Annotated in this window: 22 protein-coding genes and 1 pseudogene; 18 read left to right on the top strand and 5 right to left on the bottom strand. The window is 62.4% G+C overall.

The window, feature by feature from the left end:
• Positions 1-58 precede the first annotated feature (58 nt).
• Positions 59-388, top strand: coding sequence for a hypothetical protein (locus N4Q37_RS20040; protein ID WP_260961302.1), 330 nt, complete (start codon positions 59-61; stop codon positions 386-388).
• Positions 389-450: 62 nt separating this feature from the next.
• Here N4Q37_RS20040 and glsB read toward each other — a convergent pair whose 3' ends face one another.
• Positions 451-1,359 (bottom strand): glutaminase B, encoded by a 909-nt coding sequence (glsB, locus tag N4Q37_RS20035; protein ID WP_260961301.1) that lies wholly within the window; start codon positions 1,357-1,359, stop codon positions 451-453.
• Between the two features lie 258 nt (positions 1,360-1,617).
• Between glsB and N4Q37_RS20030 the strand changes: the two genes are divergently transcribed.
• A complete protein-coding gene (locus tag N4Q37_RS20030; RefSeq protein WP_260961300.1) occupies positions 1,618-1,812 on the top strand; it encodes a hypothetical protein in 195 nt (64 codons plus the stop codon).
• A 9-nt stretch (positions 1,813-1,821) separates the two neighbouring features.
• Here the strand turns inward: N4Q37_RS20030 and N4Q37_RS20025 are convergent, their stop codons facing one another.
• Entirely contained in the window at positions 1,822-2,841 is a 1,020-nt protein-coding gene (locus tag N4Q37_RS20025) for a hypothetical protein (protein ID WP_260961299.1), read from the bottom strand.
• 122 nt (positions 2,842-2,963) lie between these two features.
• Here N4Q37_RS20025 and N4Q37_RS20020 point away from each other — a divergent pair, with 122 nt between their 5' ends.
• The gene (locus N4Q37_RS20020) at positions 2,964-3,368 is read left to right on the top strand and encodes a YkvA family protein (protein WP_260961298.1); all 405 of its coding nucleotides are present in this window, start codon (positions 2,964-2,966) and stop codon (positions 3,366-3,368) included.
• Between the two features lie 49 nt (positions 3,369-3,417).
• Here N4Q37_RS20020 and N4Q37_RS20015 read toward each other — a convergent pair whose 3' ends face one another.
• Entirely contained in the window at positions 3,418-3,729 is a 312-nt protein-coding gene (locus N4Q37_RS20015) for a con-10 family general stress protein (RefSeq protein WP_260961367.1), read from the bottom strand.
• 137 nt (positions 3,730-3,866) lie between these two features.
• Positions 3,867-4,784 carry a LysR family transcriptional regulator gene (locus N4Q37_RS20010; RefSeq protein WP_260961297.1) on the bottom strand — a complete coding sequence of 306 codons (918 nt, stop codon included), beginning with the start codon at positions 4,782-4,784 and terminating at the stop codon, positions 3,867-3,869.
• A gap of 166 nt (positions 4,785-4,950) precedes the next feature.
• Here N4Q37_RS20010 and N4Q37_RS20005 point away from each other — a divergent pair, with 166 nt between their 5' ends.
• From N4Q37_RS20005 to N4Q37_RS19995, 3 genes are read left to right on the top strand one after another with little or no spacing between them, the layout of a single operon-like run.
• Positions 4,951-5,649: a CoA transferase subunit A gene (locus N4Q37_RS20005; protein WP_260961296.1), complete on the top strand. Its 699-nt coding sequence runs from the start codon at positions 4,951-4,953 to the stop codon at positions 5,647-5,649.
• Between the two features lie 32 nt (positions 5,650-5,681).
• A complete protein-coding gene (locus tag N4Q37_RS20000; protein WP_260961295.1) occupies positions 5,682-6,347 on the top strand; it encodes a CoA transferase subunit B in 666 nt (221 codons plus the stop codon).
• Positions 6,348-6,358: 11 nt separating this feature from the next.
• Positions 6,359-7,540, top strand: coding sequence for an acetyl-CoA C-acetyltransferase (locus tag N4Q37_RS19995; protein ID WP_260961294.1), 1,182 nt, complete (start codon positions 6,359-6,361; stop codon positions 7,538-7,540).
• Positions 7,541-7,651: 111 nt separating this feature from the next.
• Here the strand turns inward: N4Q37_RS19995 and N4Q37_RS19990 are convergent, their stop codons facing one another.
• Complete coding sequence (locus tag N4Q37_RS19990) at positions 7,652-8,998, bottom strand: MATE family efflux transporter (RefSeq protein WP_260961293.1); 1,347 nt, start codon at positions 8,996-8,998, stop codon at positions 7,652-7,654.
• Between the two features lie 592 nt (positions 8,999-9,590).
• On the opposite strand from N4Q37_RS19990, the pseudogene N4Q37_RS19985 reads away from it, so the two are divergent.
• The 12 genes and pseudogenes from N4Q37_RS19985 to N4Q37_RS19930 form a co-directional block, all read left to right on the top strand.
• Positions 9,591-10,535: pseudogene (locus N4Q37_RS19985) on the top strand (methyl-accepting chemotaxis protein); the annotation flags it as partial.
• 11 nt (positions 10,536-10,546) lie between these two features.
• A complete protein-coding gene (locus tag N4Q37_RS19980; RefSeq protein WP_042730627.1) occupies positions 10,547-10,915 on the top strand; it encodes a response regulator in 369 nt (122 codons plus the stop codon).
• Positions 10,916-10,930: 15 nt separating this feature from the next.
• Positions 10,931-11,215: an STAS domain-containing protein gene (locus N4Q37_RS19975; protein WP_260961291.1), complete on the top strand. Its 285-nt coding sequence runs from the start codon at positions 10,931-10,933 to the stop codon at positions 11,213-11,215.
• A gap of 39 nt (positions 11,216-11,254) precedes the next feature.
• Positions 11,255-13,351 (top strand): chemotaxis protein CheA, encoded by a 2,097-nt coding sequence (locus tag N4Q37_RS19970; RefSeq protein WP_260961290.1) that lies wholly within the window; start codon positions 11,255-11,257, stop codon positions 13,349-13,351.
• Positions 13,352-13,384: 33 nt separating this feature from the next.
• Complete coding sequence (locus N4Q37_RS19965) at positions 13,385-15,043, top strand: methyl-accepting chemotaxis protein (RefSeq protein WP_260961289.1); 1,659 nt, start codon at positions 13,385-13,387, stop codon at positions 15,041-15,043.
• A gap of 30 nt (positions 15,044-15,073) precedes the next feature.
• Positions 15,074-15,610, top strand: a complete 537-nt coding sequence (locus N4Q37_RS19960; RefSeq protein WP_260961287.1) for a chemotaxis protein CheW — start codon at positions 15,074-15,076, stop codon at positions 15,608-15,610.
• Positions 15,607-16,443 carry a CheR family methyltransferase gene (locus N4Q37_RS19955; RefSeq protein WP_260961285.1) on the top strand — a complete coding sequence of 279 codons (837 nt, stop codon included), beginning with the start codon at positions 15,607-15,609 and terminating at the stop codon, positions 16,441-16,443. Before N4Q37_RS19960 ends, N4Q37_RS19955 begins: the two co-directional genes overlap by 4 nt.
• Complete coding sequence (gene cheD, locus N4Q37_RS19950; protein WP_260961284.1) at positions 16,440-16,937, top strand: chemoreceptor glutamine deamidase CheD; 498 nt, start codon at positions 16,440-16,442, stop codon at positions 16,935-16,937. Before N4Q37_RS19955 ends, cheD begins: the two co-directional genes overlap by 4 nt.
• A 2-nt stretch (positions 16,938-16,939) precedes the next feature.
• Positions 16,940-18,007 carry a protein-glutamate methylesterase/protein-glutamine glutaminase gene (locus tag N4Q37_RS19945; RefSeq protein ID WP_260961282.1) on the top strand — a complete coding sequence of 356 codons (1,068 nt, stop codon included), beginning with the start codon at positions 16,940-16,942 and terminating at the stop codon, positions 18,005-18,007.
• 474 nt (positions 18,008-18,481) lie between these two features.
• A complete protein-coding gene (locus tag N4Q37_RS19940; protein ID WP_260961281.1) occupies positions 18,482-19,207 on the top strand; it encodes a DUF4123 domain-containing protein in 726 nt (241 codons plus the stop codon).
• Positions 19,207-24,060: an RHS repeat protein gene (locus N4Q37_RS19935; protein ID WP_260961279.1), complete on the top strand. Its 4,854-nt coding sequence runs from the start codon at positions 19,207-19,209 to the stop codon at positions 24,058-24,060. The genes N4Q37_RS19940 and N4Q37_RS19935 overlap by 1 nt, the downstream gene beginning before the upstream one ends.
• Positions 24,061-24,477 (top strand): hypothetical protein, encoded by a 417-nt coding sequence (locus N4Q37_RS19930; protein WP_260961278.1) that lies wholly within the window; start codon positions 24,061-24,063, stop codon positions 24,475-24,477.
• The last annotated feature ends 19 nt before the right edge of the window (positions 24,478-24,496 follow it).

Raw genomic sequence — 24,496 nt, 5'->3', positions numbered from 1 at the left:
CCTAGCGAAGTTTTGCGAACCACCAGACAGATCAACCAAATGGTCAAGGGGCTTACACATGAATCTGAACAATCATCCATCTATCGATGAACTGGCTCGCATGTTCGCAGCACACAAAGACACACTGGACAGCCATATCCTCTGGATCGGCAAGAATGGCCAGGTACACATGGACTGCCTGTCGCCGTTCACCCATGAAGACGAGTTCGAAAAGAACCAGCAAGACTTGTGTGCACGGCTGAAGATGTACCGGCGCGGCCAAGGCTACGTCGGCAAGAAGGCCGCGGCTGACAAGGACTTCATGGCCCGCGTGTTGCAAACGCTGACCCAGGCCTGGCAGTCGATGCAAGACACTTCCCAAGTCCGGGTCATCGACCGCTTCTGCTGATTGCCTGTAACAAAAAGGGCCCGTTCCTGATCAGGAACGGGCCCTTTTTATTACGGACCTCTTTAAAAGACTGACCAGCCAATCCGTTGACTCAGCAACTCCAACGCGGCCATCCCGGCCAGGGAGTTGCCGGCGGCGTTGAGCTCCGGCGACCAGACGCACACCGTAAAGCGCCCTGGCACCACGGCCACGATCCCGCCCCCTACCCCACTCTTGCCTGGCAGGCCGACCCGATAGGCGAAGTTGCCAGCCTCGTCGTACAGCCCGCTGGTGGCCATGATGGAGTTGACTTGCTGGGTCTGACGGGCGGTCAGGATCTGCGAGCCGCTGTGCTTGCAGAAGCCGTCGTTGGCCAGGAAACAGAACGCCCGGGCCAGGTCGATGCAGCTCATGCGCAATGCGCAGTGGCTGAAGTAACTGCGCAGCACCGCTTCCACGTCGTTATGAAAATTACCGAAGGACTGCATCAGATAGGCCATCGCTGCGTTGCGGGCACGGTGCTGGTATTCCGACTCGGCGACCTTGCCGTCTATCATCACCTGCGGGTTGCCCGACAGGCGGCGAACGAAATCGCGCATCGATAGGGCCGGCGCGGCGAAACGCGACTGGTTGATATCGCAGATCACCAGGGCGCCGGCATTGATGAACGGATTGCGCGGCCGTCCACGCTCGAACTCCAGTTGCACCAGGGAGTTGAAGGGCTGTCCGGACGGTTCGTGCCCCAGCCGCTCCCAGATCGCCTCGCCGGAATGCTCGATGGCCTGCACCAGGCTGAAAACCTTGGAAATACTCTGCACCGAAAATGGCGTATCGGCGTCGCCGGCGCAATACATCTCGCCGTCGTTGCCATACACGGCAATGCCCAATTGATTGGGCGCCACGGAGCCCAAGGCCGGAATGTAGTTGGCCACCTTGCCCTGACCGATCAGGGGGCGAACCGCTTCAAGGATCTCGTTCAACAGTGCTTGCATATGCGCCGGGTCCAGTCATTCCCCGTTCGAGTGCGGGGATACAGACGCTAGACGCTGATAGAAGGTTCCAGAGCACACTGAATATCAAAGCCTTCTCGCGAAACAGGCGCCTCGATTTATGAAAGACCGTATCGCCCCATCGCGGGCAAGCCTTGCTCCCACATAAACGGGGCGGCCCATGAATTTCAAGAAATTGCCCGGGCGCTTCTCATCCAACCGAGCGGTCTATAGTGAGGGATCAACCGGCAGGAGCAGACGATGCGTCAGATCATGCACAAAGAACCCTGGTGGGCCTCGCCGCCCAGGCCCGGGCAGGATGAAAGCGAGCTGGAATGGGGGTGGCTGGTGATTTACAGCGAAGGTGAACCGCGCTTCGAATTTGTCAGGGAACGCCCGACCGACGAACAGATTCGCCTTCGCAAAGGCTGTCGCGTCACCCTGGGGGCCGACTGAGCCGCCCCGTCAGGGCTCAAGGACCGGCAATAGCACGGCGCGATTGGACAGCTCCGTCTCTACCAGGTTGTCTTCGATCTCCCCGTCCAGGTAATACACCGGCGCCATCACACCACTGAGGGGATGCTTGAGCGACTTGAACCAGGCTTCGTCGAATGCCGCGCTCAGACTCTTGCGGATCTGCGCCTCCATTTCCGGTCGCTCCCCCTCGTGGATGATCGCGCGAATGCCCGCCACGCCCACCGAAATCAACGCACCCGCCGCCTTCCCGGCCACCGCCGCTGCCGCACTGGCCGCTCCTCGCGAGGCGTACTGGCCTTCGATCTTTTCACTGGTGTGTTGCGCCACCGTGGCGATCACCGCATCCGACGGCCCCGAACCAGTGGCCGCTGCCTTGTTCACGTGATCGATCAACGCCGCGTAGGCCGGCAACCTGTTCAATGGTTCGGTGTGGACCACCTCATACAACGAAGCATTGCGCGCCGCCGGCGGACCCAGGTTGATCGCGGGAATACCGTGCAGGCGCCGGTTGATCAGCTCGGAGGCCATGCCGTGCCGCTGGGCCACCACCCGGACCTGCTGATCGAGCAGGCGCACGTAATACGCCGTGGCATTGGCCCTGATGGCCTCGGGATCGATCTCCTTCGCCACCGGCTCCAGCACCTGCTCGCGATACTGTTCCTGCAGGTACAGGGCCAGGCGCTTGGACGCGGAATCCTCCTCGCCCTTGGCACTGGCGTCATACCAACTGACCTTCACTGCCAGCCACTCCTGGGTCCAGTAACTGCTGAACCAGGGAATGAATTCAGCCTCGGTCCGCTGGTACACCAACACCCGCCAATGCTCCATCGACCCACGGGCGTAGACCCCGGTCTGTTCGACGGCGCTTTTCGAAGCAGCGATGATCTGCTGGTCGACTTGCCGCCAGGTGTCCTGGGAAATCGTCACGGTGGCAGCCTGTTGACCGCGCTGTGGCATGGCGCATCCCGCCAGAACGAGCACAACGGCCAGCATCAGCGAACGCAGCACGATCGCTACCCCGGATTTCGATCACCCATGGGTTGAGTATAGGTGCGTGGTGTGTAGAACACGGATGCAGCGCACGGCCTTCGTCGTATAGAGTGACCCGTCCCCGCCTCTTGCAGAGACTCATGAGCGCTTTTCTCGCACAACTTCGCCAATGGGCCCGCACCCTCAAGCGCCAGACCATGACGCTGTGGTTCTGTTACCGCCATCCGCAGGCGCCATGGTTGCCCAAATGGATCGCCATTGTCGTGGTGGCATACGCCTTGAGCCCCATCGACCTGATCCCGGATTTCATTCCGGTGCTGGGTTACCTGGACGACGTCATCCTGCTGCCTGTAGGCATCTGGCTGGCCCTGCGGCTGATGCCGCCGGCGGTGCTGGCCGAGTGTGAAGCCAAGGCCCGGCAGTGGCAGGAGAACGACGGAAAACGCCCGGTGAACAAAATCGCTGCGGTGCTGATCGTGCTGGTTTGGGCAGGCGCCCTGGTGGGCGCCTGGTGCATGCTCCATGGCGCATTCAAGAGCGGTTGAAACGCACTGCCAGCCCTGTCAGGGACAAGGGCCGGCAGTGTCACGAGCCTTATGATTTACGCCCACCGCCGTGGCTGTTTTCACCCCCCTTGCGGCCGGCTTTGGAAGCCTTCTCGCGGTCATTGGCAAAATTCCCACCGGAGGCTTTCCCGCCTTTACGGCCGGCCTCTGCGGCACGCCCGGGGTCGTTGGCAAAGTTCCCACCCGATGCCTGGCCGCCCTTGCGTCCGGCTTCGGCCGCTCGCTCTGGATCGTTGGCGAAATTGCCACCCGAGGCTTGTCCGCCTTTCTTCCCGGCTTCCGATGCCTTTTCACGATCGTTAGCGAAATTGCCAGGGTTGTTACTACCTGTATTAGCCATTTCATTCACCTCGTTAGTTGCTGTTAGCGAACCCTGTTGGTTCGTTAAATTCGGAAATCCAGGCGCCGTTAAGGTTTTATATAAAACATCCCGAGGGCGACGAAAGGTGCCAGGCCGCCCCTGAGCGCTGTGCCTGGCTATCGGGGAAGCTTTGCTCCCACCGACAGCTGCCCACCCAAGTCCTGCTCCTTGAGCGTATCGAACAGCGCCTGCGCCGCCGCCGACAGTTCATGCCCCGGATGGGTCAGGACGCCGACGGCCCGTTCTATCAGCGGATCGCTCAAGGTGATGCAGCGCGCGCCCAGCTCATGCATTTGCCCCACGCACAGGGCTGGCACGGCACTGACTCCCAATCCGCTGGCGACCATTCGCCCGACCGTCGCCAACTGATGGCTCTCGAACTCCACCGGCAGTTTCATGCCCCGCGCCCGCAAGTGCTCTTCCAGCATCACCCGTACGGTGGAAGGTCGTTGCAGGGTGATGAAGGGCTGCTCCAGCAGGGTTTTCCAGCGGATTTCGTCGCGCTGGGCCAGCGGTGAATCCAGCGGCACCACCGCGACGAAGCGATCCAGGTACAACGGCGTGAAGGCCAACGACGAACCCTGCACCGGCTCGAACGCCACGCCCAGTTCGACGTGCCGGTCACGGACCATTTCCAATACCTGCTCGTTGATCACGTCGTTGACCGTGACGTTGACGTTCGGGTAACGGGCTCGGAAGGTCTTGAGGATCGGCGGCAGCAGGTTACCGGCGAACGACGGCATCGCCGCCAGGGTCACGCGCCCGCGCTGCAAGGTGAAACGCTGGCGCATTTCATCCTCGACGTTGTCCCAGTCGGCAATCAGCCGGCGCGCCAGGGGCAACAGCGCTTCGCCCTCAGCCGTCAGCGCAACGTTACGGGTGTTGCGGCTGAACAGACGTCCGCCGAGCCCGTCTTCCAAAGCCTTGATGGTCAGGCTCAGGGCCGACTGGGACAGGTGCAATCGCTCGCCGGCCACGGCGAAGCTCAGGCTCTGGGCTACGGCGAGAAAGGCGCGGATCTGTTTAAGGGTCATGGTCGCTATGCTCCCAGCGGCGAGTGGTTAGCTTCGAGCTGCAAGTGGATATCAGCAATTGATGAGTTTTATCAATCAATACAACGTAAAAATCAACTTAACAAATATATGACTTGGCGCAACACTGCAGGCCATTGCGACCCCATCAAAAATAAAAGAGGTGTCTATGGCAGGTTTCGACAAACGCGTGAATTCCTATGCAGAAGCCCTCGCGGGCTTGAAGGACGGCATGACGGTCATTGCCGGCGGCTTCGGTCTGTGCGGTATCCCGGAAAACCTGATCGCCGAAATCAAGCGCAAGGGCATCCGCGATCTCACCGTGGTGTCCAACAACTGTGGCGTCGATGGTTTTGGCCTCGGCGTGTTGCTCGAGGACCGGCAGATCCGCAAGGTGATCGCCTCCTACGTGGGTGAAAACGCGCTCTTCGAAAAACAACTGCTGAGCGGCGAAATCGAAGTCCAGCTCACCCCCCAAGGCACCCTGGCGGAAAAAATGCGCGCCGGCGGCGCCGGCATCCCGGCCTTCTTCACCGCCACCGGCGTCGGCACCCCCGTGGCCGAAGGCAAGGAAGTGCGTGAATTCCATGGTCGCCAGTACCTGATGGAGGAATCCATCACCGGCGATTTCGCCATCGTCAAAGGCTGGAAAGCCGACCATTTCGGCAACGTGGTCTATCGCCACACCGCCCAGAACTTCAATCCGCTGGCGGCCACCGCCGGCAAGATCACCGTGGTGGAAGTCGAGGAAATCGTCGAGCCCGGCGAGCTGGACCCGACGCAGATCCATACCCCTGGCATCTACGTCGACCGGATCATTTGCGGCGCGTTCGAAAAGCGCATCGAACAGCGCACCGTACGTAAGTAATCCGCCCCCGGACCGAATGAAGGAATAACGACATGGCACTTTCCCGCGAACAAATGGCTCAACGCGTCGCCCGCGAATTGCAGGACGGCTACTACGTGAACCTGGGCATCGGCATCCCGACCCTGGTCGCCAACTACATCCCCGAAGGCATGGAAGTCATGCTGCAATCGGAAAACGGCCTGCTGGGCATGGGCGCGTTTCCCACCGAAGCCGAAGTCGATGCCGACATGATCAACGCCGGCAAGCAGACCGTCACCGCGCGCATCGGCGCGTCGATCTTCTCTTCCGCCGAATCGTTTGCCATGATCCGTGGCGGTCACATCGATTTGACCGTGCTTGGCGCGTTCGAAGTGGATGTGCAAGGCAACATTGCCTCGTGGATGATCCCTGGCAAGCTGGTCAAGGGCATGGGCGGCGCGATGGACCTGGTGGCCGGCGCCGAGAACATCATTGTTACCATGACCCACGCGTCCAAGGACGGCGAGTCGAAACTGCTGCCGCGTTGCAGCCTGCCGCTGACCGGTGCCGGCTGCATCAAGCGCGTGCTCACCGACCTGGCCTATCTGGAAATCCACAACGGCGCCTTCGTCCTGAAAGAACGGGCCCCGGGTGTCAGCGTCGAGGAAATCGTCGCCAAGACCGCCGGCGAACTGGTCGTGCCGGACCACGTGCCTGAAATGCAATTCGCTGCCCAGTGAGGAGAGATTCGATGCAAGAAGTCGTGATTGTCGCCGCCACCCGCACCGCCATCGGCAGTTTCCAGGGTTCGCTGGCCTCCATTCCCGCACCGGAACTCGGTGCCGCGGTAATTCGTCGCCTGCTGGAACAGACCGGCCTTTCTGGCGAACAGGTCGATGAGGTGATCCTCGGCCAGGTGCTGACCGCCGGCTCCGGACAAAACCCGGCCCGCCAGGCATCGATCCTCGCCGGCCTGCCCCACGCCGTGCCGGCATTGACCCTGAACAAGGTCTGCGGCTCCGGGCTCAAGGCGTTGCACCTGGGCGCCCAGGCGATCCGCTGTGGCGACGCCGAGGTCATCATTGCCGGCGGCATGGAAAACATGAGCCTGGCCCCCTACGTCCTGCCGGCCGCCCGCACCGGCCTGCGCATGGGCCACGCGAAGATGATCGACAGCATGATCACCGACGGCCTGTGGGATGCATTCAACGACTACCACATGGGCATCACCGCCGAGAACCTGGTGAACAAATATGGCATCAGCCGCGAGGAGCAGGACGCCTTCGCCGCCGCCTCCCAGCAGAAAGCCGTTGCCGCCATCGAAGCGGGTCGCTTTGCCGATGAAATCACACCGATCCTGATTCCCCAGCGCAAGGGCGATCCGCTGGCGTTCGCCACCGACGAACAGCCACGGGCCGGCACCACCGTCGAGTCCCTGGGCAAGCTCAAGCCGGCGTTCAAGAAGGACGGCAGCGTCACCGCCGGCAATGCGTCGTCATTGAACGATGGGGCCGCCGCCGTGCTCTTGATGAGCGCGGAAAAAGCCAAGGCCCTGGGCTTGCCGGTGCTGGCGAAAATCAGCGCCTACGCCAACGCGGGCGTCGACCCAGCCATCATGGGCATCGGCCCGGTATCGGCCACCCGTCGTTGCCTGGACAAGGCCGGCTGGTCGCTGGAGCAACTGGACCTGATCGAAGCCAACGAGGCCTTCGCCGCCCAATCGCTGGCGGTGGGCAAAGAGCTGAAATGGGACCTGGACAAGGTCAATGTCAACGGCGGCGCCATCGCCCTCGGTCACCCTATCGGTGCTTCGGGTTGCCGGGTGCTGGTGTCGTTGCTCCATGAAATGATCAAGCGCGACGCCAGGAAAGGCCTGGCGACGCTGTGCATCGGTGGCGGCCAGGGCGTGGCCTTGGCACTGGAACGCGCCTAGCTGTACACGTAGCGAGCCCGACGGTGGCTGGCGGACCCACGACATCCGTCCGGCCACCGGCAACACCACCGGCGCGACCTCGGTAGCGCCGGTTTTTTTTAGAGTATTGCCCTACACAAGACGCTCGATCGGTTGATGCTGCCAGACCCGTTTGTAGTACAGCGTCTGCAACGCCAGCATGCTCAGGTAAGCCACCGGGAACGCCATCCATACCCCTTGCAAGCCGACGTAGGCGTCCAGCAGATAGGCCGCCGGCACTTGCACGCCCACGATGCACAGGATCGAGATCGCCACCGGCATCAGCACAGTGCCGCTGGCGCGCATGATGCCGCCGACGATGGCCTGGAAGCCGAACACCAAAAGGCTCCAGAGCATGATGTGCAACAGATGCTCGGCCTGCACCCGGGCCGTCAGATCGGTGATGAACAACCCCAGCAACCGGTGGGACAACAGATAGGCCAACACCACCAACCCACCGGTGAGCCAGAGGTTGATCAAAAGCCCCGTGCGCAGGATCGGCCCGAGGCGTTCCTGGCGCCCGGCGCCAATGGCCTGGGCGCCGAGGATCGAAGCGGAGATGGCAATCGACAGCGCCGGAAACTGCACGTAGTTGACGATCTGCGTCACCGCGCCATAGGCCGCCGTGGCCTCGGAGCCATGACGGTTGACCAGCGCCAGGATCACCAGCTCCGACAAGGAAATCACCACCATCTGCAAGCCAGTGGGCAGGCCGATTCGCAGCACCTTGCCGAGGATCGCCAGGTCCAGGCGCATCGCCGCGAACAGCGCCCGATCCGGCGCCAGGTCGTGTTCCCGCCGGTTCAAGCGCCATGCCAGCATCGCCATGGCCGCCGCCGTCCCGACCAGCCCCGCCACCGCCGCACTCTGGATGCCCATCTGCGGCAACCCCAGCCAACCGCGAATCAGCGCGGGCGTCAGCACCAACCCGACGCTGGTGGACACCAGCAGTGCCAACATCGGTGACACCGTATCGCTTACCCCACGCAACAACTGGGTGAACAGCACGAACACCAGCAACAGCGGCAAGATCCACATCATGACCCGGGCATAGGCCACCGCGTCCTCCAGCACATCCGCTGGCGTGCCCAGGCCTTGCAACGCCTGGCGGGCAAAGAGACTGCCAAACACCGCCGCCGCCAAACCGATGAGCGCCCCCAGCAGCAGGGTCGAGCCGGCAATCGCCTTCACCGTGCCGGTTTCCCGAGCACCGTGCGCCTGCCCGATCAACACCCCGGCGCCGACGCCCAGGCCGATCACCAGGGAGATGAAGAAAAACAGGATCGGAAACATCCCCGACACCGACGCCAGTGCCTGGGTGCCAAGCATCTGGCCGATATAGATGCTGTTGAGCGTGCCGGACATGGACTGCAGGAAATTGGACAAGACCATTGGGGTCAGGAACAGCAGGTAGGTTTTCCAGAGCGGCTGGGTGGGCATGGGGGCTCGTGATGGCGGGTTTGCGATGCGGGGTAATTTAGCGCAATCCATTCAGACTGTTTCAGAAGAATCAGCCTGGAAGCTCCACTGGATAACATTGTTGTGAAGAGGGGATTGGCTTACGCCTTCGTCGGGGGGGCATTCGACATTTTCCAGACTGCGTCTACGCTGAGATAGCACAGTGCTACGTATGCTGCGGGTCCATGCCCGCAGTAATGCGACATCGGACGACCGGTCATAAAGTCCGAGGAAAGGTCGCAGATAACCAGTTATTCGCCAATAACCTGTTAGCAAACGAGCAACACTGTTCAAGGACCGAACCATGACGTCGTCACACGGCCATTCCGTCGCCTCCTCCCCTTCCCGCTTCCTCTGGACCGCCCTGTTCGTGGCCGTTGTCGCGAGCGTGGGCGTGCTGGTCCTCAACGGTGCGAGCGGGCAGAACGTCGGTTTGAGTGCAGCCCTGCTGGCACTGGGCGTGGCGACCGGAATATGGGGGGCGCGGGCCCAGCGTCTCCAGCTCGAGAGCGCCGTGGCAGCCGCCCTGGCCCATCGCGACCAACAGGCCGCCGACCGTCTCGCTCACCCCGCCAGCGCGCAGCTCAACGAAGTCGTCCTTGGCGCCATGCCGATCTGGGCCAAGCAAGTGGAAAGCTCGCGCCAGCAAACTGAAACCGCCATCGTCGAGTTGACCCACCGTTTCACCGGCATTTCGTCTCGCCTGCAAGACACCGTGCAAGCCTCGCAACGGGCGGCCGGTGAACTGGCCGGCCAAAGCAGCGGCGGCGCTATGCAGGTGCTGGCCCAGAGTGAAGGCGAGTTGGTCCAGGTCATCGACTCGCTGAAAGCCACCCAGGCCAGCCGCGACGAAACCCTGGCCCAGGTGCGCCACCTGACCGCCTACACCGGCGAACTGCGGACCATGGCCGCCGACGTCGCCGCGATCGCCGCGCAGACCAACCTGCTGGCCCTCAACGCCGCCATCGAGGCGGCCCGTGCGGGTGAAGCCGGGCGCGGTTTTGCCGTCGTGGCCGACGCCGTGCGCAGCCTGTCGAGCAAGTCCAGCGAGACCGGGCAGCAGATGTCCGCCAAGGTCGACATCATCAACACCGCCATCACCCAACTGGTCCAGGCGGCCTCCAGCGGCGCGGACCAGGACAGCCACTCGGTCGCGGCCTCCGAGGCCAGCATCCAGCACGTGCTGGAACGCTTCAAGCAAATCACCGGGCAACTGGCCGAATCGGCAGACCTGCTGCAACAGGAAAGCTTCGGCATTCGCGACGAGCTCACCGACGTCCTGGTCAACCTGCAATTCCAGGACCGGGTCAGCCAGATCCTCAGCCACGTGCGCGACAACATCGAGGACCTGCACGTGCACATGCAGCAGGCCAGCCAGTCGCCCCACGACACGTCCCCCATCGATGCACGCCAATGGCTGGCACGCATGGAAACCACTTACGCCACCGACGAACAACGCCGCAATCACCACGGCGACGCGGGCGTGCAACACGCTTCACAGGAAATTACCTTCTTCTAGGAGAGCCGTTCATGGCTAAAAGTGTATTGGTTGTCGACGACTCCGCGAGCGTTCGGCAGGTGGTCGGCATCGCGTTGAAAAGTGCCGGCTATGACGTGATCGAGGCCAGCGATGGCAAGGATGCACTGGGCAAGCTCACCGGGCAGAAAGTGCACCTGATCATCAGCGACGTGAACATGCCGAACATGGACGGCATCACCTTCGTCAAGGAGGTCAAGAAGCTGGCCAGCTACAAGTTCACGCCGATCATCATGCTCACCACCGAATCCCAGGAATCGAAGAAACAGGAAGGCCAGGCCGCAGGCGCCAAGGCCTGGGTGGTCAAGCCGTTCCAGCCGGCGCAGATGCTGGCGGCGGTGTCCAAACTGATTCTGCCCTGATGGCCGGAGGCTGTGATGCCGCTGTTGTACGAAATACAGAGTGACACCGCCCACGTGCAGATCGACGGCGAGCTGACGATCTACACCGTCGCCGACCTGGCCGCGCAGTTGCTGCCATGCCTGGGCAATACGCCGCACATGGAGCTGGACCTGTCACAGGTGACCGAAATTGACGGCGCCGGCTTGCAACTGCTGCTGATAGCCCTGCGCGAGGCGCCGAAGGCCGGCACCCAGCTGGCCCTGACCGCTCGCAGCAAGACGGTCAGCGAAACACTCGAGCTGTGCAACCTGCTGGCCTAGGGGCAACCGTCACCGCCCGACACGACAAAGGACATGAGCGTGAGCATCAATCTCGACCAGGCACAACAGACGTTCATCGCCGAGGCACGGGAACAGTTGCAGGCGATGGAAGAATCGCTGCTGCAACTGGAGAACGACCCTGCTGACGACGACGCCATCGGCGCGATCTTTCGGGCGGCTCATACGATCAAGGGTTCGGCCGGGCTGTTCGGCCTGGAGCCGATTGTCAGTTTCACCCACATCGTCGAAGACGTGCTCGACCGCTTGCGCACCGGCAGCGTCGAAGTGGACGCCGGCCTGATCGCCGTGCTGCTCAAGTCCAGCGACCACATGCTGGAACTGATCAACGTGGTCGCCAACCAGGGCGGGACGCTGACGCCACCGGCCCTCAAGCGCGAGATGGAATTGTGCCAGGTACTGCAGGAATACCAGACCCACCCGACTGCCGACGCCCCGACCGCGACGGCCGAAGCCTCAACGCCCGAGACCGGTGAAACCCACCTCTGGCACATCGCCCTGCGCTTCGGCCCGGAGGTATTTCGCAACGGCATGGACCCGCTGTCATTCCTGCGCTACCTGCAAACCCTCGGCGAGATCGTCGAGATCACCACGCTGACGGACGCGATGCCATCGCTCGACACCTGGGATGCCGAATCCTGTTACCTGGGGTTCGACATCGAATTTCGCTCGGCCGCCGGCCACGTTGCAATCAACGAAGTGTTCGATTTCGTCCGTGAAGATTGCGCCATCGAGATCGTCGCCGCCGATGACGCAGCCCCTCGGAACACCGGCATGGTCGCCACGGCACCGCAAAAGCCTGAGGAAAGCACCGCACTGGCCACCACCGGCGAGCTGCTCCCGGACCAGCGCAAGACGCCACGCCTGTCCGCCCAGGCCAGCGCCGACAAACACCCCGTGACCAGCGACGGCAAAGCCAAGGACGGCACTTATGTGCGGGTCAATGCCGACAAGCTCGACGAACTGATTAACCTGGTGGGCGAACTGGTCATCGCCAGCGCCGGCGCCAGCCTGCTGGCTCGCACCTGCCACAACGACCCCTTACAGGAAGCCACCTCATCGGTGTCCGCACTGGTGGAAGAAATCCTCGACGGCGCCCTGCGCCTGCGCATGATCCCCATCGGCGAAACCTTCAACCGTTTCCGCCGGGTGGTGCGCGACGTCAGCCAGGAACTGGGCAAGGACATCGACCTGATCATCAGCGGCGCCGAGACGGAACTGGACAAAACCGTGGTGGAAAAAATCGGCGACCCGCTGATGCACCTGCTGCGCAACGCCATGGACCATGGCATCGAAACCGCCGAGGCCCGACTGACCGCCGGCAAGCCGGCCAAGGGGCACCTGCACCTCAACGCCTACCATGACTCGGGCAGCATCGTGCTGGAGATCGCCGACGACGGCGCCGGCCTGAACCGCGACCGGATCCTGGAAAAAGCCCAGGAACGCGGCCTGGTCGCCGCCGGGGCGAGCCCGACCGACCAGGAGATCTACAACCTGATCTTCGAACCCGGTTTCTCCACCGCCCAGGCCGTCACCAATCTGTCGGGGCGAGGCGTGGGCATGGACGTGGTCAAGCGCAACATCACCCTGCTGCGCGGCACCGTCGACCTCGACAGCCAACCCGGCAGGGGCACCGTGGTGCGCATCCGCCTGCCGCTGACCCTGGCGATCATCAATGGCTTCCTGGTGGGCATCGGCCAGTCCACTTATGTCATTCCGTTGGACATGGTCCAGGAATGCATCGAGCTGAGCGAAGACGACGGGCTCGCCAGCCGCGAACAAGGCTACCTCGACCTGCGCGGCGAAGTACTGCCGCTGGTGTATCTGCGCGATCACTTCAGCCACGAAGGCCCACCCGCGCGTCGGCAGAACGTGGTGGTGGTGCGCTACGCCGAACTCAAGGCCGGGCTGGTGGTGGATGACCTGCTGGGGGAATTCCAGACCGTCATCAAACCCTTGGGCAAGCTGTTCGGCGCACTGCGCGGCATCAGCGGCTCGACCATCCTGGGCAGTGGCGCCGTGGCACTGATTCTCGACGTGCCGGCCTTGCTCACCCAGATCACCCAGATAGAAAACCGCTACACCCCGACCCAATTCCAACACGCCGCTGCTCGCTGACGCTCTGGCAATTCCATGGAGAGGTACTTCCCAATGAAATGGTTCTACGACCTTAGAATCGCCACCAAACTGATCACCTCGTTTCTGGTGGTACTGGCCCTGACGGCTGTCATGGGGGTGTTTTCGATCATCCAACTGGGTGAGGTGAACGGCACCACCATCGAGATCCGGGAAAACTGGATGCCTTCGATGCGCGCAGCTTCAGGCATGCGCTTCTACGCGGCGAACTATCGCCTCAAGGAAAACCGCCATATCACCGCCGATTCAGAACAGGAGCGCAGCACCGTCGAACAGGAAGCGGAAGAAGCCCGCAAGGGTTTCGAGACACGCCTGGGCACCTATGAAAAATTGCTGTCCAACGCAGAAGACCGCCAGCTGTTCGAAGCCACTCGCAACGACTGGAACGCGTACCTGGCCATCAGCAAGGATCTGCTCGCCCTGTCCAAGCAAAACCTCTCCGACCAAGCCCATGCGCTACTCAAGGGCGAATCCCGGCGCCGCTTCGAGCTGGTGGTCAGCGACCTGCAGAAACTGGTCGAGCTCAATGACGCCGGCGCCGGCGCCGCCAGCGAACGCGGCACGGCACTGTTTGAAAAATCGCGGCTGTCGATCATCACCGTGCTGGTTGCCGCGCTGCTGATCGGCCTGGCCCTGGCTTTGTTCGTCTCCCGGATCATTTCCCGCCCGTTGAAACAAGCCGCAGCGGTCGCCGGACAACTGGCCGAAGGCAACCTCAACGCAAAAATCGACGGCGGCTCCAAGGACGAGACCGGCATGGTGCTCAACGCCATGCAGAACATGGTGGGCAAGCTCTCGCACATCATCGGTGAAGTGCGTAATGCGGCGGACAACCTCGCCAGTGCCTCGGAAGAAGTCAGCGCCACCGCACAATCGATGAGCCAGGCCACCAGCGAGCAAGCCGCCAGCGTCGAGGAAACCAGCGCCTCCATCGAGCAGATGAGTGCCAGCATCAACCAGAACACCGAGAACGCCAAGGTCACCGACGGCATGGCCAGCAAGGCCGCCAAGGAAGCCACCGACGGCGGCGAATCGGTGCAGCAGACCGTGGTGGCGATGAAGAAAATCGCCCAGCGCATCAGCATCATCGACGACATCGCCTACCAGACCAACCTGCTGGCCCTCAATGCCGCCATCGAAGCGGCCCGTGCCGGCGAACACGGCAAGGGCTTCGCGGTGGTGGCCGCCGAAGTGCGCAAACTGGCCGAACGCAGCCAGGTGGCCGCCCAGGAAATCGGCGAGCTGTCCTCCAGCAGCGTCGACATGGCGGAAATGGCCGGGAACCTGCTCAACGAGATGGTCCCGTCGATCAACAAAACCTCCGACCTGGTCCAGGAAATCAGCGCCGCCTCCGAAGAGCAGGCCGCCGGCGTGGCGCAGATCAACACCGCCATGACCCAACTCAACCAGGTGACCCAGCAGAACGCTTCCAGCAGCGAAGAGCTGGCGGCCACCGCCGAGGAAATGAGCAGCCAGGCCGAACAACTGCAACAGGCCATGAGTTTCTTCACCCTGGACACGCCACCCAAATCAGCCAACCCGCCGCAGAAGGTGGACAACACGCCAGGCTCGCCCAGCCGCAAGCCGGCCCGAGCGCCTGCACCCGCGCTGCCCAAGGCATTCGCCTACAGCATGACCAGCGCACCGGATGAATCCGAGTTCACCCGGTTCTGACAGACCGGCTCGTTTACAGGAGAAACAGGCATGGGTGCCATCGCGACTACGCATCAAACCGCTCTGGCGGTCGAGGAAGAAGCGCAATACCTGACGTTCATGCTGGGCACCGAGATGTTCGCCATCGGCATCCTGTGCATCAAGGAAATCATCGAATACGGCAACCTGACCGTGGTACCGATGATGCCGGCCTTCGTGCGTGGGGTGATCAACCTGCGCGGGGCGGTGGTGCCGGTGGTGGACCTGTCGGCGCGTTTCGGCCGGCCGAATTCGGCGATCAGCCGCCGCTCATGCGTGGTGATCATCGAAGCCTCCAGCGCCGACGGCCAAGCCCAGGACATTGGCCTTTTGGTGGACACGGTGTCGGCGGTGCTGGAGATCCCGGCCTCGCAGATCGAACCGCCACCGAGCTTCGGCGCGAAGATCCGCGCCGACTTCATCAGCGGCATGGCCAAGGTCGAGGGCAAGTTCGTCATCGTGCTGGAAGTCGACCGCGTGCTGTCCATCGACGAAATGTCCCAACTCGCAGAAGCCAGCCCGACCGCGCTGGAAATGGATGCCCCGTGAACACCGACACCTGCAAGGAACGCACGGCCCACTCACTGGCCCTCAGTGATCGCGAGTTCCGCCAGTTTCAATCCTGGTTGTACCAGGCCGCCGGCATCAGCCTGTCCGAGGCCAAGAAAGCCCTGGTGGCCGGGCGTTTGTTCAAGCGCCTCAAGCACTACGGCCTGGACAGCTACGGCGAGTATTTCAAACTGATCATGAACGGCCAGCGCACCGACGAGCTGCAAGTCGCGCTGGATCTGCTGACCACCAATGAAACCTACTTTTTCCGCGAGCCCAAGCACTTCGACTTCCTGCGCCAGCACGTGCTGCCCCACGCAACGCCGGGCAAGACCTTTCGTCTGTGGAGCGCGGCCAGTTCATCGGGAGAAGAACCCTATAGCCTGGCCATGACCCTGGCCGAAGGGCTGGGCACCACGCCTTGGGAAGTGATCGGTTCGGACATCAGCAGTCAGGTGCTGGCCAAGGCGCGCGCCGGGCATTACCCGATAGAGCGCGCCCGCACCCTGCCCCATCCGCTGCTGGTGAAGTATTGCCTCAAGGGCACTGGCAGCCAGGACGGCACGTTCCTCATCGACCGGGCGTTGCGCAACCGGGTCAACTTCATCCAGGTCAATCTCAACGACACCTTGCCGGAGCTGGGGGAGTTCGACGTGATCTTCCTGCGCAACGTCATGATCTATTTCGACCAAGCCACCAAAAGCAAAGTGGTCGCGCGTTTGTTCCCCCGGCTCAAGCCCGGCGGGTACTTCATCGTGAGCCATTCGGAAAGCCTCAACGGGGTATCCGACGCGTTGAAACTGGTGACGCCTTCGATTTATCGCAAACCATGAACACCGCGATCAAGGCAGCAGCCGAGGTCTACCTGGCGCCGGGGGAGTTTCGCTTCGCCACGTGCCCGACCCGCCTGCGCACGATCCTCGGCTCGTGCGTGGCGATCACCCTGTGGCATCCCGAGCGCAAGATCGGCGCCATGTGCCATTTCATGCTGCCCAGCCGACTGCGCTGCAGCACCACCCTCAACGGCATGTACGCCGACGAAGCCATCGAACTGTTCATCCGCCAGGCCCGGGCCCACCACACCGAACCCGAGGACTACCAACTCAAACTGTTCGGCGGCGGCGAGATGTTTCCTGAACTGCAACGCCACGTGCCCTATGGCGATGTGGCGCGGCTCAACGTCAACGCCGCGCTGGAAATGGCCGCGCTCTATCGCCTCGACCTGATCGCCCAGGACATGGGCAGCACCGGCCACCGCAGCATCATCTTCGACCTGTGCAGCGGCGACGTGTGGGTCAGGCACCAACCGATAAGGACCCGGCACTGACCATGTCAAAAAAGATCAATGTACTGCTGGTGGATGACTCCGCCGTGGTTCGCCAGGTGTTGCTGGCGATCCTCAGCGACACACCGGACATCCACGTCATGGGCGCGGCGTCCGACCCGATTTTCGCCATGGACAAACTGGCCCGGGAATGGCCCGACGTGATCGTGCTGGACGTGGAAATGCCGCGCATGGACGGCATCACGTTCTTGAAGAAAATCATGAGCGAGCGTCCGACACCGGTGGTGATCTGCTCGTCCCTGACACCCAAGGGCGCGGAAACCAGCTTGCAGGCCATGGCGGCCGGCGCGGTGGAAATCATCACCAAGCCCACCAGCGGGTTGAAGAATTTTCTATTGGAGTCGGCACCGGAATTGGTGGCGGCGATCCGCGCGGCCGCCCAGGTCAACGTCCGCAACCTGGGCAAGCGCCCGGCCCCGCTGACGCCAGCCACCAAGCTCAGCGCCGACGCCGTGTTGCCCGCCGCCAACGGCCACGCCATGGCGCAGACCACCGAACGCATCATCGCCCTCGGCACCTCCACGGGCGGCACCCAGGCCCTGGAAGCGGTGCTCACCGCGCTGCCGCGGGTATGCCCAGGCATCGTCATCGTCCAGCACATGCCGGAAAAATTCACCGCTTCGTTCGCCGCCCGGCTCAACAGCCTGTGCCAGATCGAAGTGCGTGAAGCCCGCAACAACGACCGCATCCACCCTGGCCTGGCGCTGATCGCACCGGGTGGCAAACACATGATGGTGACCCGCAGCGGCGCGTTCTATCACGTGCAAGTAGTGGACGGCCCGCTGGTCAACCGCCATCGCCCGTCGGTGGACGTGCTGTTTCGCTCAGTGGCCAAATTCGCCGGCCGCAACGCCACGGGTGTGATCATGACCGGCATGGGCGACGACGGCGCCCGCGGCCTCAAGGAAATGCTCGACGCCGGCAGCACCACCGCCGCCCAGGACGAAGCCAGCTGCGTGGTCTTCGGCATGCCCAAGGAAGCGATCAAGCTCAACGCCGTGCAACGGGTGATTGGGTTGCAGGAGATCGCCCAGGTGATATTGCACAGATAGCCAGAGGGGGTGTGGTTGATTCCAACAGGCCTTGTCCAAATAGGCCTTGCCCCCACGCCACGCCCACAAGCGCGCTGCTACACCGGCGAGATCGTCGCCAGCACACCGATCAGCAGGGTCAGCGCCAGGAACCCGCCGAGAAAAAACGCCATCTTCGCCATGATTGCACCTGATCCTCACAAAAAAATCTGCGCCATTCTGGCGTGGGGCAGGTCTTCGTTACAGAGGCACCTGCCGGCAGAAAATACAGATCAGTAACGTCCCCGTCGTAGGCAAACCGCTGCGCAACACCACGCAAATTCCCGCTCCTTTTGCAGCCTCGATCGCCAGTAAAAACAGCCAAAGGCAAGTAAAAAACCGCCTGAAAGCCCCGGTTTAAAGGGGCTCGAATAAACCTGGCCCACTCCTTGATTGATGGCCGCCCCCACCGGGCCAAGCCTGTGCCCGGCGCGCCATTTTCAAGGAGAGCATTCATTGGTCACACCCTCGGCCTGGCTGACAGAACAGCCACTCCAGGCAGGCGAACGGTTGTACCTGGTCATCAGTAAGGCCAGCGAGGCCGATGCCCTGACAGCCCTGAGCATGAGCGAACCCACCCGCCAGTTGCTGCCGATCTGGGGCGACACGCCTTACGCCACCTGGCACGGGGTGATGCCCTACGTCACGGAGCTGAGCGCCGAATCGGCGTTCCTGCCGTGGATCGCCGAAACCGACGCCCTCGACTGGGGTTGGCTGGCGGTTTCACGCAGCGACCCAAGCGAAGTGCTTGAACGCCTGCGCAGCCTCACTCAAGTCAACATGCCAGGCGCAACCGCCGTGTTCTTCCGCTTCTGGGATGGACGCCACCTCCACCCGCTCCTCAAAGCCCTGGGCGATGCGGCGTGGGAGATCCTGCCAGTGTTCGAACGCTACCTGATCAACGGCAACCCCCTGGCCGTCAAACCCGGGCGGGTGCCGGAGGTGAAGGATTGGCCGTGGTGGGAGGTGCCAAGAACACTGCTCGCAACCCTGGCCCAGGAGAACCCGACGACGCGGATCGACAGCCTGATGCACTGGCTGGAAGACCAGCACCTGGACCTCTACACCGCTTGGCCCGAGGGCAACCTGCGGCTGAAAGTCGCCCGCATCGTGGGCCGCCAGGACGTGGCGGACAACCTGGAACTCGTCCTGTTGGAGCAATTGCAGGCGGAACAGCGCTGATGTCGGCACAGGCGCACATCGACTTCGTCGACCAACAACTGGACACCTTCAAGGACAGTTTGGAGCTCTATCGCAAGCAGACCCAGGCCTGGTACGCACAACGCGCCGACGACATCAGCCGATTCGCCGACCTGCCCTCCCTGCTGAACATGGACCGCATCATCAAGGTCGGCGACAGCAGCAAAACGGTGGGCATGGCCGATGGGGATTTCGCCTCCAACGTGGTCCAGTGCCCGTTAAAAGGCCCGTTGCTCATCGAGAGTAAATTCGAGTCGCTCTACGACATCCCCATCGGCGATATCGAGGTCGACATCGTCGACGTGACCAGCGGCGCCGTCAGCAAGGTCATGCTGGACGCCCAGGGCAAGGCCCGTTGGGACGATGGCGAAGCCGGCAAGTATTACCAGATCCGCGTCCACAGCGAAGTGACACCCGCGCAGATCGATGAACTGTTCTCGGCCTACGCCGGGCTGACCGGCGAGTTGGAAAACTTCCTGCGCAACAAATGGGAAGGCCCCGGCGGGCATCGACAACAGTGGTCGAGCCTGTCGCTGTCCGGCACCGCCCTGGCCATTGGCAACGGCCTGCTCGAAGGCGGCTGGGAAGCCATCAAGGGCGTGTGGGACGGGATCAACCTGGTGCTCGACATCCTGCAAGACCCGGCGCAGTTCAGCGAACGCCTGGGGGAAAGCGCCGAGCGCCTGATCGCCGCGGCCGAGCAAGCCCCGGACGTCATGCGCAAAGCCATGCTGCTGGCCAGTGACGAGGCCGCGCTGTTTCTGATGATGCACTGCGCGCTGGTCTGGCTCACGAGCCTGCCGCCCATGCAAACCGCCGGCGACGTCGCCCGGATGACCACCGCCGCGGTGATGGGCATCGCCATCGACATCGTGATTGCCGTGGTGCTGAGCATCGCCGCGCAGGGCACCGGGATCGTTTACCTCGCGGTGCGCATGAAGCGCTACGGCGAAGTCATCTTCAACGCCGTAATGGGGTTCGTGGAGTCGTTGTTCGCCATCGTCCACGGGTTCATGGGCTACGTCGCCAAGTACCTTCCCGTGGCCGTACGGGGCATGGCCAAACCCATGAAGAAAGGCGCGGTCGAGCTGCGGCTCGACGGCCAGCGCAACGCCCGGCTGGCCGGGCCGGTCGGCGATGACACAGCCCGGCAAGCGACCACACCCGCCGGCCAAAGCGCCGAACCCGTCGCCCGCACCTGCACCGACAAATGCCCGGTCTCTATGGTCACCGGCGAAGAGCTGCTGACGTTGGAAGACGGCACGCTCGACGGCTGCCTGCCCTTTGTCTTCACCCGCCTGTACCGCACCAGCGCCGTGGAAATCGACTGCGGCCTGGGCTACGGCTGGAGCCATTCACTGGCGCACCGTCTCGAGATCAATGGCGACGAAGTCGTCTGGACCGATCACGAAAACCGCGCCACGTCCTTCCCGCTGCCCAGCGAGCAACGCCCGGCGATCACCAACAGCCTCTCGCGGGCGGCGATTTACCTGGGGGACAACCCCTCCGACAAGCCCTCCGAGCTGATCCTGGCCCAGGCCGGCCAGCGCCCGGTCTTCTACCATTTCCAGCGCGACGAACAGGGCGTCACCTTGAGCGCCATCAGCGACAGCCATGGCAACCGGCTGCGCATTCAACGCGACTTCCTTGGGCGGATCCAACGGCTCGACAACGGCGTCGGTCGGGCCTTGCGGCTGCGCTACGAGCGCGACCACCTCATCGCCGTCGACTACCAGCAGTTCCGCCCGGCGGCCAGCGAAGAGGCTTGCTGGAACACCGTCCAGACCCTGGTCAGTTACCGCTACGACGCGCGTTTTCGCCTGATCGAGGCCAGCAACGCAGCGGGCGAAGCCGAGCATTACCGCTACGACGAACAGCACGTGATCCTGGAGCGGCAACTGGCCGGTGGCGCTCGTTTCCATTGGGCCTGGGAGCGTGCGGGCAAACTGGCCCGGTGCATTCGTCACTGGGCCAGCTTCTCGCAGATGGAGGCGCGCTACGCCTGGGACGACAACGGCAGCGTCACCGTGACCCACGCCGACGGCAGCCAAGAGGTCTATACCCACGACGACAACGCGCGGCTGGTGCGCAAGGTCGACCCGGACGGCGGCGAGCACCTCAAGGCCTATGACGAAAAAGGCCAGTTGATCGCCGAACAGGATCCCCTGGGCGCCGTCACCCAATACCGCTACGACGAAAACGGCTGGATGATCGCCGTCATCCCGCCAGAAGACCAAGCGCACAGCTACGAGTACATCAACGGCTTCGTCAGCGATGTGCACCGCGGCAAGGCCAGCTGGAAGTACCGCCGCAACGCCCAGGGCGACATCACCCAACACACCGACCCGGACGGCCACAGCACTTTCTACAAATACGATGAGCGCGGCCTGCCGCTGGTCATCAACCACCCCGACGGCAGTTTCCATCATCTGGCCTGGAACCGGCTCGGTCAGTTGACCGAAGAAACCCTGCCCGACGGCCGTCATCGACGTTTTTCCTACGACGTCCAGGGGCGTTTGCTCAGCCGCGAGGACGAACACGGCGCCCTCACCCAATACCAGTGGGACGCCGTCGGCCGCTTGCTCCAGCTGACCTTGCCCACCGGCGCCACCCGCGCCTGGACCTACAACGCCTACGGCAAGGTCACCGCCGAACGCGACGAGCTGGGGCGCACCACCCGCTATGAGTACGCCGACGACCTGCACCTGGTCAGCCGCCGTATCAACCCCGACGGCAGTGAACTGAAATATCGCTACGACTCGGCGCGGCTGCTGCTCACCGACATCGAAAACGAGTCCGGCGAACACTACCGCCTCGATTACCACCCCAACGGCCTGATCCGCCAGGAAACCGGTTTCGACGGTCAACGCACCGCCTACGCCTACGACCTCAACGGCCAGTTGCTGGAGAAAACCGAGTTCGGCAGCGACGACAGCCAGCGGATCACCGCTTACCAACGCGACAGCGCCGGCCGCCTGCTGCGCAAAACCCTGCCCGACGGCGCACAGGTTCACTACCGCTACGATGCCCTCGGCCGACTGGTCCATGTCGACGACGGCCACTGGCCGCTGGCCTTTGAATACGACACCCAGGATCGGCTGGTCCGGGAGCACCAGGGCTGGGCCACCCTGGGCTATGGCTACGACGCCTGCGGCCAACTCAACCACCTGCGCCTGCCGGACCACAGCACCCTCGACTACCAGCATGCCCCGGGTGGTGCGCTGACCGCCATCGACCTCAACGGCACGCGCCTGACCGAACACCAATTCCAGGCCGGCCGCGAACGCCGGCGCCAGCAAGGTCGGCTGCTCAGCGACTACGCCTACGACGAACAGGGCCGCCTCAAGGCCCAGACCGTCTGGCAGCAGCAGTCACAACAGCCCCAGCAACTGATCTGGCGCGACTACCGCTACAGCGCCAACGGCAACCTCGCGACCCTCACCGACAACCGCCGGGCCCAGCGCAGCTACCAGTACGACCCGCTCGACCGCCTGGTGCGCATTGATCACTCCCACAGCGAGCCACCGGAACACTTCGCCCACGACCCGGCCGGCAACCTCTTGATGATGGATCGCCCCGGCCCCACCACCCTCAAGGGCAACCGTCTGACGAGGGAGGGCGACCGCCACTACGACTACGACACCTACGGCAACCTGATCCGCGAACGCCGCGGCAAGGCCCAGTGCCTCGTCACCGAATACCGCTACGACAGCCAACACCGCCTGATCGGCGTCACCGCCCCGGACGGCCGCGAAGCGTCCTACCGCTACGACGCCTTCGGCCGACGCATCAGCAAGACCGTCGACGGCCAGACCACTGAATTCATCTGGCAAGGCGAACAACTCCTCGCCGAAAGCGGCCCCCGCCACTACCGCAGCTACCTCTACGAACCCGGCACCTTCCGCCCCCTGGCGATGCTCGACGGCGAAGGCCCGCTCAAGGCCTGCCCGTTCTACTACCACCTCGACCACCTCGGCACGCCCCAGGAACTGACCAGCTACCGCGGCGACATCGTCTGGTCGGCGCGCTACAACGGCTACGGCAAACTCATCGACGTCCAGCACGGCGGCGGCGAACAACTCGACCAACCGCTGCGGTTTCAAGGCCAGTATTTCGATGTGGAAAGCGGCCTGCATTACAACCGGCATCGCTACTACAATCCGGAGACCGGCCGCTACCTCACGCCCGACCCGAGCAAGCTGGCGGGTGGGTTGAATGGGTATAGGTACACGTTGAACCCGACGGGGTGGGTGGATCCGTTGGGGTTGGTGGATTGCCCCGGAGCCGGTGGGTATAAGCCGGGCGATGGTCAGGATCCGGCGGCTAAGGTTGGGGTGAATGAAGGAGAGCCGCGGCTGCCGATGACGGCGGAGCAGCGGCGAGCGCGGATTGATGAGTTGGGAGAGGCGAATGCGAAGCGGCGTGTCATTGAGTATGAGGAGAAATATGCAATGCACACTGTGGAAAAACACAGTTCGGAAATATCGGATGTTGCGCTCAAACAGCGGGCCATTAACGGTGCGAACCCGCACACAGGGGTAATTCCAAAAGGAGCAAATGGAAGTTTGAGCTCCCAATTCAGTAACTGGCGTATTCATTTAAGTGCGCTAAATAAAGCCATGACAAGAGAGCGACTTGGACTGGATCCATTTACAGGCCTGGATCACAAGAAAGATAGAATTGTTAGGCAGGAGCTACCCGGGGCAGGCCGAGGCTATAAACCTAACAAAAAGGACAAGCAAAACCCTACTCTGAACGAAGACTTGAATTGGTTTGAAGTTAAATTCAGCAAAGAAGGTGTACCGTATACAGGATTTCCAACGGAGAAAAAGTAAATGCTGAAAGACCCTTTTCTTAACGAAAAATTTGTTCCCGACCCCATGTGGATTATCGGCCAATTTGACGTCTATGATCGCGAAGAGACGCGCGGAGCACTGCTGGAGGTTTACAACCCTAACGACAAACGAGATAGATCCGAACTAATTGTCAAGTACGGTCTAGATTTGGAGTTCCTATCCTACAGGCATAAATATGTGCTGGTAGAATTTCTCAAAGAGGCTCTCAACGACGAGAACTTTGACTTCCAAAATCTATTTGAAATAGATGAAGATTGTGCAATGAGCTGGCCTCGTGGGGAATGGTATAACTTGGAAAATCCTCGTGAATTTCTTCAGGATGTGTTTGTACTGGCAAAGGAAACTTGGAAAGATGACCTTCAAAAAGCATCCTTGGAAGATCCATCCACTTGGTGACCTGACAACGATATTGAAT

Source organism: Pseudomonas citri (assembly GCF_025336485.1).
Classification (GTDB): domain Bacteria; phylum Pseudomonadota; class Gammaproteobacteria; order Pseudomonadales; family Pseudomonadaceae; genus Aquipseudomonas; species Aquipseudomonas citri.
Note: the sequence above shows the minus strand (reverse complement) of the source record. Positions and strands in the feature narration are given on the sequence as shown.